Genomic DNA, 14,583 nt, shown 5'->3' on the forward strand with positions numbered 1-14,583 from the left:
ATGACCGCGTAGTTTACCATGAGTTCAGGACGGCGTGTAGCGCGTCGTTAAGGGGTTAGTGAGTACTCTGGTAGAGGTTGTGTGAGCGAATGTAGGCAAGCACCGCAGGGTCCAACAGCGGTATTCTGCTGGTGTCGGGGCTTTGCGCCAACTGGCGACGCAGGGCAGTGGCTGAAATATCCACCGTTGGCGTCTCTGCGAGGTAAATAAAACCGGCTCCCTGGCTGAATGATTCACTGTCACCACGCTGGCGCAGCTTGAGTTCGGCGGCAAGATCGGGCGGCAGTTGAGTTAACTGGTAGCCAGGGCGAGGCAGTACCACCAAGTGGGCCAGATCCAAAATTTGTTGCCAGTTGAGCCAGCTGGTGAACTGCAAAAAACTGTCCATCCCCATAATAAAACAAACACTGGCGTTGGGATGTTGCTGGCGCACATGGTGCAAGGTATGCACGGTGCGTGTTGGTTTACCCTGGCGTAGTTCAAAATCGTCGGCCAGTAGGCGACTGTCCTGCTGGCAGGCCAGCGTAACCATGGCTAAGCGCTGTTGGTCAGAGGCTTCGGGTTGCGGCCGGTGAGGGGGGGCAAAGCAGGGTTGTAAGTGAACATGCGACCAGCCAAATGTATCAGCCAGCTTCAGCACAGGTTCTATATGACCCTGGTGAATGGGATCGAAGGTGCCTCCCAGTAAGGCAATAGGTGCTGGCTTAGCTGTCAGTGGCGAGGTCATGATGGCGCAGGAAGTCGAATGTACCGGCGGGAGGCTCGATCAGTAGCAGCCCCAGATGAGCAAACAAGGTGGCCATATCTTCGCCTGAATCGCGTTTGAGGGCGAGTTCTGCGCGCCAGAGTAGATTAAACAGTGCTTCACTGCGGGCAGGTGACCAGTCCTTCAATAGTCGCAGATAGGCATGCTGCTGGCTCTTCCACACGCCATGGCGCTGTAATGCGCGGCTGGTGTCTTCGCCCTGAGTCTGCTGTTGATAGACGCTGTTCAGCGTATTGGTCTCGCGCTGCAACAGCCAGTGAATAATGGCGGGTTCACCGTCGGTTTCCAGCAAACGCTGTAAACGCTGCAAATAGACGTTGAACTGACCTTGTAAGATAGCATCCTGTAATGAAAAAACGTCAAAGCGACTTTGCAGGTCGGCGTCCTGCCTGACCATCTCGGCGCTGACCTGAAGGGGGGCGCGTCGGGTGTTTTCGACTGCAGAGCTTTCTGCTCCGGAATTCTTTACCTGAGAATTATTTACCTGAATATAGTGCAGGGCAATTTTATGCAACGCCTGATCTAAGGCGAGCAAATTGCCTTCAAACCAGTCACTGAGTAGCGCCGTCGCATCGCTGTCGAGCTGTAATCCATAACTTTGCGCCAACGGCTGGATGAATCCCGGCAACTGAGAACGTTGTGGTGTGTAGACAGGCACAAACACGCCCTGCTGGGTGAGCGCTTTAAACCACTTGGCTTTCTGTTGGTCGGCTTTCAGTTTAGGACCGTGGATTATTAATAGAGCGTCCTGTGCTGAATCAACCCACTGCTGCAACGCTTTACTACCATCCTGCCCGGGCGCTGCGGTCGGCATTTCTACTTCAATTAAGCGTAAATCACTGAACAGAGAAAGATTCTGGTTTTCATTGAGAAGGTCCTGCCAGCTAAAGTCCTGCTGTTGATTGAACTGGCTGCGCTCATTAAAGCCAAGTTCAGCTGCACGTTTGCGGATTGCGGCCAGCGCCCGCAAACGCAGAAAGTCATCGTCACCAAAAACCAGGTAGACAGGCTGCAGCGGTCCTTGCAGGTGGTTGTCGAGTTGGTTGGCGTAGACTTGCATGGTGCTACTCCCAGGTCAGTCGGGTTAATAGCATCATCAGTCGATAGACAGCATCATCACGCATTTCATTCAGTAGCAGCTCAAGTTCGCGGGTTTTTGCCAGGGCGAAATTCGGGTCTTCCTGATAGTCACGGAAAATCTGAATCTGATGGCTTTCCACCCGCCCGTCGCGAGTATGTACCTGCACCGGAACTGTGTAGATAAGCTCATATTCTGCCACCTGACCGGAAATTAACAGCGACAGCACCCGCCGGTCCAGGCTGTCTTCGAGTACTTCAATATGAGTAATGTCGCTATCTCGCTCAACGACCTCAATATTATGCTGGCGAAATTCAGCCAGCAGGCGGGCAGTAAATTCACTGCGTAACGGCGTTTCAACTGACACCTGCGACAATTGTGCAGGAACCTGGTAGGAGCCGCGCATCTGAAAGCCGCAGGCACTTAGCAGACTAAGTACCATCGCGACTGACAGCAGCAGGCGGGCAAGCTGACGGAATGGCATCAGTTAACCGACCACAATATTAAAGATTTTGCCCGGTACATAAATAACCTTACGCACTGTTTTGCCGTCAACAAAGCGCTGGACGTTCTCTTCGGCCAGGGCAGCTGCCTCAACGGTTGCTTTATCCGCGTCGGCGGGCACGGTAATTTTGGTCCGTACTTTGCCATTGACCTGCACCACCACCAGCTTTTCGTCCTCTTGCAGCGCACTTTCATCAACTTGCGGCCAGGCAGCGAAGTTAATGTCGCTGCTGTGACCCAGGGCCGACCATAGTTTGTCACAAACGTGCGGGGTGATGGGGGCTAACATGACGATCACAGCATCGAGGGCTTCCTGCATCAGCGAAAGATCGCTGTTACTGCTCAATGGCGCTTTTTGCAGGCTGTTCATGAGCTCCATGATAGCAGCGATGGCAGTGTTAAAATTCTGCCGGCGGCCCATGTCATCGCTGACCTTAGCGATGGTTTTATGCAGGTCACGACGTAAATTCTTTTGTTCAGGGCTTAACTCGGCCACTTTAACTGGGCCTGCGCCAGCATATTGCTGAAACTCAAAAACCAGTTTCCAGACCCGGCGAATAAAGCGATGCGCGCCTTCGACGCCGGAATCAGACCATTCCAGGGTCATTTCCGGCGGCGCTGCAAACATCATAAACAGGCGCACGGTATCGGCACCGTATTTATCAACCATGGTTTGCGGGTCGATGCCGTTGTTTTTTGATTTCGACATCTTGCTCATACCAGCATGCTGAACCGGCTTGCCATCGGCTGCCGTTGCCAGTTCAATACGGCCTTTTTCGTCGCGCTGAATGCGCACATCCTGCGGTGAGAACCAGGTCTTGGCACCTTTGTCGTCTTCGCGATAGAAACTGTCAGCCAGGACCATGCCCTGGCATAACAAGCGCTTGAACGGTTCGTCCGACTCGACCAGGCCAGTGTCCCGTAACAATTTATGGAAAAATCGGGCATAGAGCAGGTGCAAAATAGCATGCTCAATACCACCGATATACTGATCGACGGGCAGCCAGTAATTGGCTTTTTCCGGATCGAGCATGCCATCCGCGCGCGGTGAACAATAGCGGGCGTAATACCAGGATGACTCCATAAAGGTGTCAAAGGTATCGGTTTCGTGTTCAGCAGGAAGGCCGTTGTAGGTGGTTTTACGCCATTCAGGATCCGCTTTAATTGGCGAAGTCACGCCGTCCATGACGACGTCTTCAGGCAGGCGCACGGGTAACTGGTCTTCCGGCACAGGCACGGACTCACCGTTTTCCAGGTTGAGCATTGGGATCGGTGTGCCCCAGTAACGCTGGCGCGATACACCCCAGTCACGCAGACGATAATTGACCTGGCGCTCTCCGATGCCGTCAGCTTCCAGTTTAGCGGCAATCGCGGCAAAGGCTTCTTTGCTGCTGAGGCCATTGTAGGTGTCTGAATTTATGACAGTACCGTCGCCGGTATAGGCTTCTTTGCTGATGTCACATGGTGTCGTGTCGTCATGCGGCTCAATCACCTGGGTAATCGGCAGGCCGTACGCGGTGGCGAATTCCCAGTCGCGCTGATCATGAGCTGGTACGGCCATTACAGCACCGGTCCCGTAATCCATGAGCACGAAATTGGCGATATAGATCGGAATCGAATGGCCGGTCAATGGATGCTTGGCGGTAAATCCGGTATCAATGCCGCGTTTCTCCATGGTGGCGAGTTCTGCTTCAGCGACTTTCTGCTGCTTACAGCTTTCGACAAACTCAGCTGCCTCAGGGTTGCTGGCAGCTGCTTCCTGAGCGAGCGGGTGTTGCGCCGCAACGGCCATGTAGGTAGCGCCGAAAATAGTATCCGGGCGCGTGGTATAGACGGTCAGCGAACTGTCGTTTTGTTCTACCTGATAGGTAATTGCAACCCCTTCGGAGCGGCCAATCCAGTTGCGTTGCATGGCTTTGACCTGATCTGGCCAGTCTTCAAGCTGGTCTAAATCCTGCAGTAATTCGTCAGCGTAGTCGGTGATTTTGACGAACCATTGTGGGATTTCTTTCTGTTCTACCAACGCCCCTGAACGCCAGCCACGGCCATCAATAACCTGCTCGTTAGCGAGGACGGTCTGATCGACCGGATCCCAGTTGACGGTCGCATTCTTTTTATAAACCAGGCCTTTTTCATAGAGCTTGGTGAAGAACCATTGCTCCCAGCGATAATACTCAGGGTGGCAGGTTGCGATTTCCCGTTTCCAGTCATAGCCAAAGCCCAACCGGTTGAGCTGTTCACGCATATAACTGATGTTGTCATAGGTCCATGCGGCGGGCGCCGTGTTGTGCTGAATAGCAGCATTTTCCGCTGGCAGGCCAAAGGCATCCCAACCAATCGGCTGAAGCACGTTCTTGCCTTGTAAACGCTGATAACGGGCGACCACGTCACCGAGGGTGTAATTACGCACATGCCCCATATGCAGCTTGCCACTAGGGTAGGGGAACATGGAAAGACAGTAGAACTTCTCTTTGCTGGGGTCTTCGCTTACATCGAAGGTTTTTTCGCTCACCCAGCGCTGCTGTACCTGTTGTTCTACATCCTGATGTGCGTACTCTTGTTGGATTTTCTCTGCCATTACACCAATTACCAGCGGTTAATAAAAATGAAGAAGGCACCTGACGTTACCATCAGGTGCCCTGAATTTTGCCCTGAAGCCTCTTAAAATACCAGAGCGACCCACATAAGCAATGCGATAATGATGCCTGCGGCACCTAAAAAGATATTTTCGTACACGGCTTCGGCTCGGCGACCGCGTGTATCAGCCACAGTAGCCGGAAAAAAGGCCATTGCCAGATAAGCAAGGCCGAGGCCGAAGCCCGCCACTAAAATGGTGAAAAAGAAAGCGTCAATTAAGTTGGCCATGGTTTAATAAGTTCCTTTGTCCGATGTCTTACTAAAAATTGCAGCCAATTTTAATGGCTTTGCAATCGTTTGACCATGTTGCAGGTCATGTTTTTATTGATTTACATGCTTTGCTGTTACTCGTCGCCATCGTAATGCGGCTAATAACAGCAGCACGCTTGCAATCCAGGCAGGCCATTGACCAAGCACGCGGTACCAGGTGGTGCCTTCGACTAGTGCGACCCGACCGGTAGCGACAGTTGCCTGAAATGAATCCGCTTGCTTGATGAGTCGGCCCTGTTCATCGATGAGCGCAGTAACGCCACTATTGGTGGAGCGCAACATCGGACGACCCAGCTCCATTGCGCGCATACGGGCAATTTCAAGATGTTGATGGGGACCGTGAGAATCACCAAACCAGCTGTCATTGCTGACCGTCAGCAATAACTGGGTGTCATCAGTGACGGCGGCCGCTATCTGGCGGGGGAAGGCGACTTCATAGCAAATATTGGCTGCTATCTGGTAGCCATTGGCATTCAGATTGGGCTGCACATAGTTGCCTCGCGCAAACGACGACATGGGCAAATTGAAAAGCGGGGCGAGTGGTCGCAGAATACTTTCAAAAGGAACAAACTCTCCAATTGGCAGCAGTTGATGCTTTTCGTAACGGTTTTTATTGCCGTAATAGTACCCTTCAGGGTGTTCCTGCTCGCCCATTACTACAATTGAATTGAAGTAATTGCCTTGCGGGTTTTGCCGATCCACTTTTAAGTCAATGATGCCGCTGATAACGGCAGTGTCGTTGTATAACGCAGCCTGGTTAATTTGGTTCAGACTCGAGCCAGCGCGGTCTTCGATCGCGGTGACGGCCGATTCTGGCCACACAATTAAGTCGTAGTCGCCATAATAGGGGCGTGACATGTCCATGTATTTACGCAGGTTCGGCCATTGCTGATTCGGGTTCCATTTCACTTCCAGCTCAATGTTTCCCTGTACCAAGGCAACGTTGGCGCTTTCGCCCGTGGTTTGCATTGGGTTGAGATAGGGCGCAAGGACGCCGAGAGCGTACATGCTAAGTGGCAGCAAGAGCCAGCCAATGTGCTTGCGCAGCAGGGCGTAGGTGAAGCCCAATGCGCACAACAAAACGACAAGGGTAAGGCCGGTTTCACCAATATGTGGCGCCAGTTGGCCCAGGGTTTGACTGGTTTGGCTGTAACCAAGACTTAGCCAGGGAAAACCAGTAAAAAGCCAACCGCGCAGAAATTCCGCCAGCAGCCAGATGGCTGGTAAGGCAAACAATGAAAACCCGGAATACCAATGGCGGGTCTTAAACCAAAGGTAACTGGCGAGCATCGGGAACAATGCCAGATAGGCCCATAGAATGACCATAATGAGCAGGGAGAAAACCAGTGGCATGCCACCGAACTGGTCAATACTGACAAAGACCCAGCTGATTCCGGCACTGAACCAGCCAAAGCCAAATGAAAAACCGACGGCGAGTGCCTGACGTGGTGTTTGGCTACGCACCAGCAATAGCAGCCAGACTGCTACCAGAACAGGTGCCAGCCAACCCTGGTTGAATGGCGCGTAACTAAAGGTTAATAAAAATCCGCTAAAAAGCGCAAGCAAAGCCCGGTAGCCGGGCTTTGCAAAGATGGCAAGCCAATTCATGATGGTTTAATTGATATCCTTAGGTTTGGCAAAGCCGTCTAGGCTAACCTGCAATTGCTGAATACGACGCCGATCAGCAGCGGTCACTTTAAACGCCAGATCACCGACTTCCACCACTTCTCCGACCGTCGGCAAGTGGCCGAACGCGCTGGCGACAAGGCCGCCTACGGTATCGTACTCAGAGTCCGGAAATTCGGTACTAAAGAAGTCATTAAATTCGTCAATGGTGGTGAGTGCCTTGACCGAGAAGCGTGTCGCATTGACCCGCCGGATAGGGGCTTTCTCGTTGTCGCTGTCATCGGTTTCATCTTCGATTTCGCCGACGATCTCCTCAAGAATATCTTCGATCGTGACCAGCCCTGAAACCCCCCCGTATTCATCGACAACAATCGCCATGTGGTAGCGTTTGGAGCGGAACTCTTTGAGCAGGGCGTCAACCCGTTTACTCTCTGGCACAATCACCGCAGGGCGCATAACCGCCTGCAGCGAAAAGGGTTCATCAATTAGTTTGAAGCCGTAGGGGAGTAGATCTTTGGCCAGCAGAACGCCTTCAACCTGGTCTTTATTGTCGCTCACGACCGGGTAGCGAGAGTGGCCAGACTCAATCACCATGGCGAGGAACTCCTCCACGCTCTGGTTTTTGTCTATGGTCACCATTTGCGAGCGTGGGATCATGATATCGCGAACTTTCAGTTCAGCAACGTCGAGCACCCCCTCTATCATCTCTTTGGTGTCGGCATCGATCAGGTCACGCAGTTCAGCGTCCTGAATCAAATCAACCAGTTCTTCGCGAGTTGTCGGTTCTCCGCTGAAGCTTTGCAGTAAGCGTGCAGCCCAGGATTTACGCGGAGAACCGCTTCCAGACTGGGAATTGTCGTCACTCATGAGATTGGATTGGCTCCTTGGTATAGGGATCGGCAATATCAAACTGTGCCAGTAATTCGACTTCGAGACGTTCCATGCGGTCGGCCTCGTTGTCGTCAATATGGTCATAACCTAGCAAATGCAAGGTGCCATGAACAACTAAATGCGCCCAATGGTCGAGCGGATTTTTGCCTTGCTCAATGGCTTCCTGTTGCATCAGCGGCACGCAGATAACAAGATCGCCAAGCAGGCGAACGGGTAGCGGCATATCACTTTCAAATGGAAAGGAGAGTACATTGGTCGGCTTGTCCTTGCCGCGGTAGTCCCGATTAAGGCTCTGGCTCTCGTCGCTGTCGACGGTGCGGATAGTCAGCTCGGCGGCGGTTATCTGGTGAGCGCGCAGTACGGCGTCGATCCAGAGTTCAAACTGCTGCTGTTCGGGAACTGGAAAGCTTCCCTGATGCGCCAGTTGAAGGTCTACGGTAGCGGCCGGACTGGTCCGGCCGTTCGCGGGGGGAGGTTGCATTAGTGGCTCTCTTGTCTTTGGTTACGCGTTTTATTGCTGCGTTCTTCGTCCTGGCTACGTTCATGTTGTTCATAGGCCTGAACGACACGTTGTACCACTGGGTGGCGGACAACGTCAAAGGCATTGAAGAAATTAAAGCTGATCTCTTCAACGTCACTAAGTACTTCGATGGCATGGCGCAAACCGGATTTCTGACCACGGGGTAAATCGATTTGGGTAATATCCCCGGTAATCACCGCTTTGGAGTTAAAACCAATCCGGGTCAGGAACATTTTCATTTGTTCCGGCGTGGTATTCTGGCTTTCATCCAGAATAATAAAGGCATCGTTCAGAGTTCGTCCGCGCATGTACGCCAGTGGAGCGACTTCGATAACGCTGCGTTCGATCAGTTTTTCCACTTTCTCAAAGCCCAGCATTTCAAACAGGGCGTCGTACAATGGGCGTAAATAGGGGTCTACTTTTTGCGCCAGATCACCCGGCAGGAAGCCAAGTTTTTCACCAGCCTCAACCGCGGGACGGGTCAATAGAATGCGGCGGATTTCCTGTCGCTCAAAGGCATCGACGGCGGCGGCCACGGCGAGGTAGGTTTTACCCGTCCCGGCCGGTCCTACGCCGAAGTTGATATCGTGGCTAAGGATTGCTCTGACGTAGGCTTGTTGATTGCCATTGCGTGGCTTAATTAAGCCACGTTTGGTTTTAATAACGGTGTGTTTGTCGTCTTCCACGCCCTGATCTTGCTCCAGCGCGTTGCTTTGCTGAATGGCAAGGTGAACGCTGGCAGGTTCAACGGCCTGGATTTCACCTTTGACTGGAGCTGTCTCAATGTAGAGATCGCGCAGGATCTGGCTGCTGGCAACCAGGCCCTTAGGTGGCCCGATGATACGGAAATGATTATCCCGGTAGCTGATCTCAACACCTAAACGGCGTTCTATCTGCTTAATGTTGTCATCAAAAGGCCCACATAAATTAGCCAGGCGTTGGCTGTCTGCAGGTTCCAGATAAAGTTCAAAGCTGTCGATTTGTTTAGTCAATCTTTCCTCGATTCGTTAGTACCTGAATATAGTCAGGCCGTTAGTAGCACATATGCTAGCTAGTATGGTTGAAAGTGTACGACACCGCTGCTGTCTGCTTGTTCCGGTGCGGACTTTTTGCTGCTGTTGGCAAGAATGGAGGCGGGTGAAATAGCAACCCGCAGTCCCATCTCCGCTTCTTCGCGAATCACAGTTCCGCGCAATGAATTTGGCAATGCTTCGGTAATTTTGACGTCAACAAACTTACCGATCATGCCAGGATGGCCTTCAAAATTAACCACCCGGTTGTTCTCGGTGCGACCCGATAACTCCATTGGGTTTTTGCGTGACGGACCAATGACCAGAATACGCTGTTCGGTATCCAGCATACGACGGGCATGCTGCTGAGCCTGTTGATTAATGCGCTGTTGCAGCAGTTGCAAACGCTGCTTCTTGGTGTCTTCAGTGACATCGTCGGGTAAGTCGGCGGCTGGCGTGCCCGGGCGTGCACTGTAGATAAAGCTGAAACTGAGATCAAAGTCGATGGCCTGAATAAGATCCATGGTTTTTTCAAAATCCGCATCGGTTTCGCCAGGGAAACCAATGATAAAGTCGGATGACATAGCAATATTAGGACGCACTTTCTTCAGCTTACGAATTTGTGATTTATATTCGAGTGCCGTATGGCCCCGTTTCATCAGCGCCAGAACGCGGTCCGAGCCACTTTGCACCGGCAGGTGCAGGTGATCGACCAATTCAGGAATGCTTTCATAGGCCGCAATAATATCATCGGTAAATTCGACCGGATGCGAGGTGGTGTAACGGATGCGGTCGATACCGTCGATGCTGGCGACTAAGTCCAACAATTCAGCAAAAGAGCAGATGCTGCCGTCATACTGAGGTCCACGGAAGGCATTCACGTTCTGACCCAGCAGGTTCACTTCACGCACGCCTTGCTCAGCCAGCTGAGCTATTTCATACAGCACGTCGTCAACCGGGCGGCTGACTTCTTCGCCTCGGGTATAAGGCACAACGCAGAAGGTGCAGTACTTGCTACAGCCTTCCATAATCGAAACGAAGGCACTGGCACCGTCTGCTTTAGGCGCAGGTAAGCTGTCAAATTTTTCAATTTCCGGAAATGAAATGTCGACCACGGACTTCATGCCGCCTTGTACTTGCTTGACCATTTCTGGCAGGCGGTGCAGCGTCTGCGGGCCGAACACCAGATCGACAAAGGGCGCGCGCTGGCGAATGTGGTCACCTTCCTGTGAGGCAACACAGCCGCCGACACCGATGATCAAATCAGGTTTGTCGTTCTTCAGCAGCTTCCAGCGACCCAACTGATGAAACACCTTTTCCTGTGCTTTCTCACGAATGGAACAGGTATTCAGCAGGATCAGATCAGCATCTTCAGCAGTGTCTGTTGGCTCATAGCCCTGAGTCGCTTTCATCAGATCAACCATCTTGTCTGAATCGTACTCATTCATCTGGCAGCCCCAGGTTTTGATAAAGACCTTTTTACTCATGATGCTCGCTTACCCGCTTAAACTAAAGACTTCAAAAAAGGGCGCTTATTTTACCACCTAAGGTGGGGCGCTGACCAGTATCCTTTACTGGATCGGAGCACGCCGTGGCTGGCGCAGTGCATGGTAGCCCGCAATAAAGATAATCAGGGTACCTGCGACCATGTGCCAGGTGACGGGTTCATGCCAGAACCAGAAGCCCATGAACGCAGCAAAGATGACTGAACTGTAGGTGAAAACGCCGACCCGCGAGGGGCTGGCAATGCTGAATGCGCGGGTCATAGCCAGTTGCCCTATGACGGCCAGCAAGCCCATAGCAGCCACCAGCAACCAGCTTTCTGCGGGCAATGGTTGCCATTGGATTAGCAGCGGGAACGCGGAGAGTAATGAGGCAAAGAAGGAAAAATAAAACACGATCTTACTCGGCGATTCAGTTACCGATAGTTTACGAATAATGGTTTTGGTCCAGGCTGCCAGCAGTGCGGCTATTACGGCTACGATAACCATGGGTTGCAGACCGGTGGCAAAGGGGTTGAGGAAAATAAGCACACCGATGAAGCCAGTGGTAATAGTGAGGATCAGACGCACACTAATGTGTTCACCGAGCCAGAAATGGGATATCAGCGGAATAAAAAACGGAGCCATCAACAGAACCAGAGTGGCCTGGGCCAACGGAATAGATGCAATGACCATAAAGAATAAGAACATCGCGGCAACACCTGCCACGGCGCGCAGCAGGTGCAGGCCAAGGGCTTCGGTTTTAAACGCGGTGGCTCGCTTGCGGTACAACCAGGGGAGTAAAACCAGAAAGGCAAATAAGTTACGAAAGAAAACCAGATGCTGATAGGGCAAGGTTTCAGTCAGGTGCTTCACCAATGCACTGACGCCAGCAAAACAGAGTTCGGCCAGCAAGACCAACAATGAGGCGATAACAACCGCGGGCATGCGACTTCCTTAATGCTCGTTCCGAGGGCAACACAGTCAGGCCACAGGATACCATGAAGCATGACTGGGTGCAGGTCATTGGCGCTGAATCCGGCCTGGTGATGAGCTACTGAGGCATTTAAATCATGCGCAGGAACAAAAAAGAGGGCGGCTGGATTATAAAAATGGGGCGGCTTCGGGCATACTAAAAGGCTCAAAAACGTGCGGCATGTAAGGAAAAGGCATGACAAATCTACAAACTGATATTCTCGTCGTTGGGGCCGGTATGGTTGGCGCTTCTGCCGCCCTGGGCCTGGCCCAACAAGGGTATCATGTGTCTGTGTTGGAACCCTCACCGCAGCATGAGGTGGATTATCAGGGCGCTTATGACCTGCGTATTTCAGCGATTACCACAGACAACATCCGCATGCTTGATGAGCTGGGTGTATGGTCTGAGTTAAAGAGTTTACGCGTGCAGCCATTTAATCAGCTGGCGGTGCGTAAAGAAGGCCAGAACTGGCTGACCATGGGCAACGCGGACAAGCCTGCAGTTCTGGGGTACATGATTGAAAATAACGTGCTGCAGTATGCGCTGCTGAAAGCGCTGCAACGTCATCCGTTGATTGAAGTAATTGAGACCTCTGTTGACCGCTTGAACTCCGAGCAGGGCTGGGCGCTGACTGACTCCGGCCAGCGGATCGAGTTCTCCTGGGTACTTGGCTGTGATGGGGCACAATCCAAGGTGCGTCAGCAGTCAGGCATTGGTGTTGCTGGGCGCTGTTACGGCCAGAGCTGTTTGCTGACCATCGTTCAGTGTACTGACCCGGTCGCCGCAAAAACCTGGGAGAGTTTTGCCGGCAATGGTGAAATCCATGCGATGTTACCTTTGCAGGGCAATCAGGCGTGTTTGATTATGTATGGCAGTGGGCAACAGGTCGCAACCTGGCAGGCCAGCCAAGAGCAGCTGCAAGAGGCATTGAATGCACGTTTTAGTCGCGAAATTGGCGACTTTACGTTGCTTAGCCATGGCAGCTTCCCATTGACCCGGCAAACCGCGCTCAATTACGTTCGTCAGCGTACGATTTTACTTGGGGACGCGGCGCATACCATTCATCCAATGGCGGGTCAGGGGGTCAACCTCGGCTTTCGCGACGTGCGTAAGCTACTCGCGGTATTGCAAGGTATGGATATGGCGGACCCGGAGGCAGAGGTGGTCACGCGTCGTGCGTTAGGCCACTATGCAGTGGCACGACGTGCCGATAACGAATTGATGGCGCAGGCGATGGATAGCATTGCCTGGGGCTTTCAACGCAACACAGGGGCTGTTCCCACAGCCCGCAATCTGGTCCTTGCCGCGTTACAGCGATTTAAACCTGGCCGCACTATCCTCAGTGCTTATGCGTCCGGGGTGTGGAAAATTTAGGATTCAATCAATGCGAGCAAGGGGCTTGAACGTGGAATGTTCGGGCCTTGAACGTTGAATGTTTAAAAAGCGGGCACAAAAAAAGTCGCCGAAGCGACTATTTTTTGTTACTTAAGCAATTGGTTACCTAAGCAATTCTAAGTTGGTGCGGAGGGGGGGACTTGAACCCCCACGTCCTTTCGGACACTAGCACCTGAAGCTAGCGCGTCTACCAATTCCGCCACCACCGCAACTTAGAGTGATATGGCTGGGGTACCAGGATTCGAACCTGGGAATCGCGGGATCAAAACCCGCTGCCTTACCACTTGGCTATACCCCAACAGTATCTGGTCGGTATTCAGTTCGCAACGACATTGCAAGTGGCTGGGGTACCAGGATTCGAACCTGGGAATCGCGGGATCAAAACCCGCTGCCTTACCACTTGGCTATACCCCAACGGTATGCAACTTTGGTGCGGACGGAGAGACTCGAACTCTCACACCTTGCGGCACTGGAACCTAAATCCAGCGTGTCTACCAATTCCACCACGTCCGCAATTTGATTGGTGGCTACGGCGGGATTCGAACCTGCGACCCCATCATTATGAGTGATGTGCTCTAACCAACTGAGCTACGTAGCCTTAAATCAAGTTGTTGTCGTGCTCGCTGAGCAACGGCGCGTATTATGCGAATTAGGTGCGGGCGGGTCAACACCTTTCGCTAAAAAAAAGCTATTTTCACGTCTAACTGCTCAAAAAAGCACTGAACTGATGAAAAGAGCAACAGTTACCACGGCAAATCGTCCCCGTTGCTGTGTTTAAACTGTCCGCTGCTGCTTAACGACAAATCGTCCACTCGTTTGGCTAGTCGTTCTGCTGCCGTATCGGCTGATATATCCCCTTGATTTCCGACCATTTCGGTTTGCACGAACCCGGGGTGAAGCAAAGCGACGGCAATGCCCTGCGCGTTCAAATCACGCGCCAGTGAAACGCCAGCGGCGTTGAGCGCGGCTTTGGACATGCGGTAGCCGTAGTAACCGCCACTCCCGTTATCCGTCATTGAGCCCATTCTCGAGGTAATCATAATGACTTTGCTGCCCTTGTTTAAAAGCGGTAGCAGGGCCAGTGTGAGCTGCAGAGGTGCCAGTGCGTTGATCTGAAATTGGCGGGTGATATCGTCAGCTGGCGCATGTTGAAGATTTTCCCGGGTTAAGACGCCCGCATTGTTGATTAGAATATCGATCGGTGTATCGCCCAGTTGAGCTTTCAGCGAAAGTAGCTGGGAGGCGTCGGTGACATCGATTCCTTGAATGATATTCACCGCCAGCGCTTTGAGCTCATCTGACGGGGTACGACATACGGCGATGACCTGATAGCCCGCTTTCTTATAGTGTTTGCATAGGGCCAAACCAATTCCACGGTTGGCGCCGGTAATCAGAACATGACTCATAAAACTTCCTTAGGTTGGACTGC

General features: G+C 52.4%; 13 protein-coding genes and 5 tRNA genes. 1 reads left to right on the top strand and 17 read right to left on the bottom strand.

The features are described from left to right. Window positions 1–55: 55 nt before the first annotated feature. From nadD to CWE14_RS00690, 11 genes are all read right to left on the bottom strand, one after another. Window positions 56–727 (bottom strand): nicotinate-nucleotide adenylyltransferase, encoded by a 672-nt coding sequence (gene nadD, locus CWE14_RS00640; RefSeq protein WP_126797616.1) that lies wholly within the window; start codon window positions 725–727, stop codon window positions 56–58. Continuing rightward, window positions 705–1,826 carry a DNA polymerase III subunit delta gene (gene holA, locus CWE14_RS00645; RefSeq protein ID WP_126797617.1) on the bottom strand — a complete coding sequence of 374 codons (1,122 nt, stop codon included), beginning with the start codon at window positions 1,824–1,826 and terminating at the stop codon, window positions 705–707. The genes nadD and holA overlap by 23 nt, the downstream gene beginning before the upstream one ends. A 4-nt stretch (window positions 1,827–1,830) precedes the next feature. Next, window positions 1,831–2,328, bottom strand: a complete 498-nt coding sequence (locus CWE14_RS00650; RefSeq protein ID WP_126797618.1) for an LPS-assembly lipoprotein LptE — start codon at window positions 2,326–2,328, stop codon at window positions 1,831–1,833. A gap of 3 nt (window positions 2,329–2,331) precedes the next feature. Then, window positions 2,332–4,926, bottom strand: coding sequence for a leucine--tRNA ligase (gene leuS, locus CWE14_RS00655; RefSeq protein ID WP_420837087.1), 2,595 nt, complete (start codon window positions 4,924–4,926; stop codon window positions 2,332–2,334). Between the two features lie 83 nt (window positions 4,927–5,009). Next, a complete protein-coding gene (locus tag CWE14_RS00660) occupies window positions 5,010–5,213 on the bottom strand; it encodes a hypothetical protein (RefSeq protein WP_126797619.1) in 204 nt (67 codons plus the stop codon). A gap of 93 nt (window positions 5,214–5,306) precedes the next feature. Next, complete coding sequence (lnt, locus tag CWE14_RS00665) at window positions 5,307–6,863, bottom strand: apolipoprotein N-acyltransferase (RefSeq protein WP_126797620.1); 1,557 nt, start codon at window positions 6,861–6,863, stop codon at window positions 5,307–5,309. Window positions 6,864–6,869: 6 nt separating this feature from the next. Beyond that, window positions 6,870–7,748, bottom strand: a complete 879-nt coding sequence (corC, locus tag CWE14_RS00670) for a CNNM family magnesium/cobalt transport protein CorC (protein WP_126797621.1) — start codon at window positions 7,746–7,748, stop codon at window positions 6,870–6,872. Next, window positions 7,741–8,253 (bottom strand): rRNA maturation RNase YbeY, encoded by a 513-nt coding sequence (gene ybeY / locus CWE14_RS00675; protein WP_126797622.1) that lies wholly within the window; start codon window positions 8,251–8,253, stop codon window positions 7,741–7,743. The genes corC and ybeY overlap by 8 nt, the downstream gene beginning before the upstream one ends. Further along, on the bottom strand, window positions 8,253–9,284 hold the full coding sequence (locus CWE14_RS00680) for a PhoH family protein (RefSeq protein ID WP_126797623.1): 1,032 nt from the start codon (window positions 9,282–9,284) through the stop codon (window positions 8,253–8,255). The genes ybeY and CWE14_RS00680 overlap by 1 nt, the downstream gene beginning before the upstream one ends. Before the next feature lie 59 nt (window positions 9,285–9,343). Further along, on the bottom strand, window positions 9,344–10,789 hold the full coding sequence (gene miaB / locus CWE14_RS00685) for a tRNA (N6-isopentenyl adenosine(37)-C2)-methylthiotransferase MiaB (RefSeq protein WP_126797624.1): 1,446 nt from the start codon (window positions 10,787–10,789) through the stop codon (window positions 9,344–9,346). Window positions 10,790–10,873: 84 nt separating this feature from the next. Beyond that, complete coding sequence (locus CWE14_RS00690; protein ID WP_126797625.1) at window positions 10,874–11,731, bottom strand: DMT family transporter; 858 nt, start codon at window positions 11,729–11,731, stop codon at window positions 10,874–10,876. 223 nt (window positions 11,732–11,954) lie between these two features. Between CWE14_RS00690 and CWE14_RS00695 the strand changes: the two genes are divergently transcribed. Further along, window positions 11,955–13,133, top strand: a complete 1,179-nt coding sequence (locus CWE14_RS00695; RefSeq protein WP_126797626.1) for an FAD-dependent oxidoreductase — start codon at window positions 11,955–11,957, stop codon at window positions 13,131–13,133. A gap of 143 nt (window positions 13,134–13,276) precedes the next feature. Here CWE14_RS00695 and CWE14_RS00700 read toward each other — a convergent pair. From CWE14_RS00700 to CWE14_RS00725, 6 genes are all read right to left on the bottom strand, one after another. Further along, window positions 13,277–13,363 (bottom strand) — tRNA-Leu (locus CWE14_RS00700). 14 nt (window positions 13,364–13,377) lie between these two features. Further along, window positions 13,378–13,452: transfer RNA gene (locus CWE14_RS00705), tRNA-Gln, on the bottom strand. Between the two features lie 41 nt (window positions 13,453–13,493). After that, window positions 13,494–13,568 (bottom strand) — tRNA-Gln (locus CWE14_RS00710). A gap of 14 nt (window positions 13,569–13,582) precedes the next feature. After that, window positions 13,583–13,667 (bottom strand) — tRNA-Leu (locus CWE14_RS00715). Between the two features lie 8 nt (window positions 13,668–13,675). Then, window positions 13,676–13,752 (bottom strand) — tRNA-Met (locus tag CWE14_RS00720). A gap of 145 nt (window positions 13,753–13,897) precedes the next feature. Continuing rightward, window positions 13,898–14,560, bottom strand: a complete 663-nt coding sequence (locus CWE14_RS00725) for an SDR family oxidoreductase (RefSeq protein ID WP_126797627.1) — start codon at window positions 14,558–14,560, stop codon at window positions 13,898–13,900. Between the last annotated feature and the right edge of the window lie 23 nt (window positions 14,561–14,583).

The sequence above is a fragment of the Aliidiomarina soli genome (assembly GCF_003986975.1).
In the GTDB taxonomy this organism is placed as follows: Bacteria; Pseudomonadota; Gammaproteobacteria; order Enterobacterales; family Alteromonadaceae; genus Aliidiomarina; species Aliidiomarina soli.

Bases quoted from the DNA above. Each gene is read 5' to 3' on its own strand.
- nadD (WP_126797616.1), bottom strand. From the start codon at position 727: ATGACCTCGCCACTGACAGCTAAGCCAGCACCTATTGCCTTACTGGGA.
- holA (WP_126797617.1), bottom strand. From the start codon at position 1,826: ATGCAAGTCTACGCCAACCAACTCGACAACCACCTGCAAGGACCGCTG.
- CWE14_RS00650 (WP_126797618.1), bottom strand. From the start codon at position 2,328: ATGCCATTCCGTCAGCTTGCCCGCCTGCTGCTGTCAGTCGCGATGGTA.
- leuS (WP_420837087.1), bottom strand. From the start codon at position 4,926: ATGGCAGAGAAAATCCAACAAGAGTACGCACATCAGGATGTAGAACAA.
- CWE14_RS00660 (WP_126797619.1), bottom strand. From the start codon at position 5,213: ATGGCCAACTTAATTGACGCTTTCTTTTTCACCATTTTAGTGGCGGGC.
- lnt (WP_126797620.1), bottom strand. From the start codon at position 6,863: ATGAATTGGCTTGCCATCTTTGCAAAGCCCGGCTACCGGGCTTTGCTT.
- corC (WP_126797621.1), bottom strand. From the start codon at position 7,748: ATGAGTGACGACAATTCCCAGTCTGGAAGCGGTTCTCCGCGTAAATCC.
- ybeY (WP_126797622.1), bottom strand. From the start codon at position 8,253: ATGCAACCTCCCCCCGCGAACGGCCGGACCAGTCCGGCCGCTACCGTA.
- miaB (WP_126797624.1), bottom strand. From the start codon at position 10,789: ATGAGTAAAAAGGTCTTTATCAAAACCTGGGGCTGCCAGATGAATGAG.
- CWE14_RS00690 (WP_126797625.1), bottom strand. From the start codon at position 11,731: ATGCCCGCGGTTGTTATCGCCTCATTGTTGGTCTTGCTGGCCGAACTC.
- CWE14_RS00695 (WP_126797626.1), top strand. From the start codon at position 11,955: ATGACAAATCTACAAACTGATATTCTCGTCGTTGGGGCCGGTATGGTT.
- CWE14_RS00725 (WP_126797627.1), bottom strand. From the start codon at position 14,560: ATGAGTCATGTTCTGATTACCGGCGCCAACCGTGGAATTGGTTTGGCC.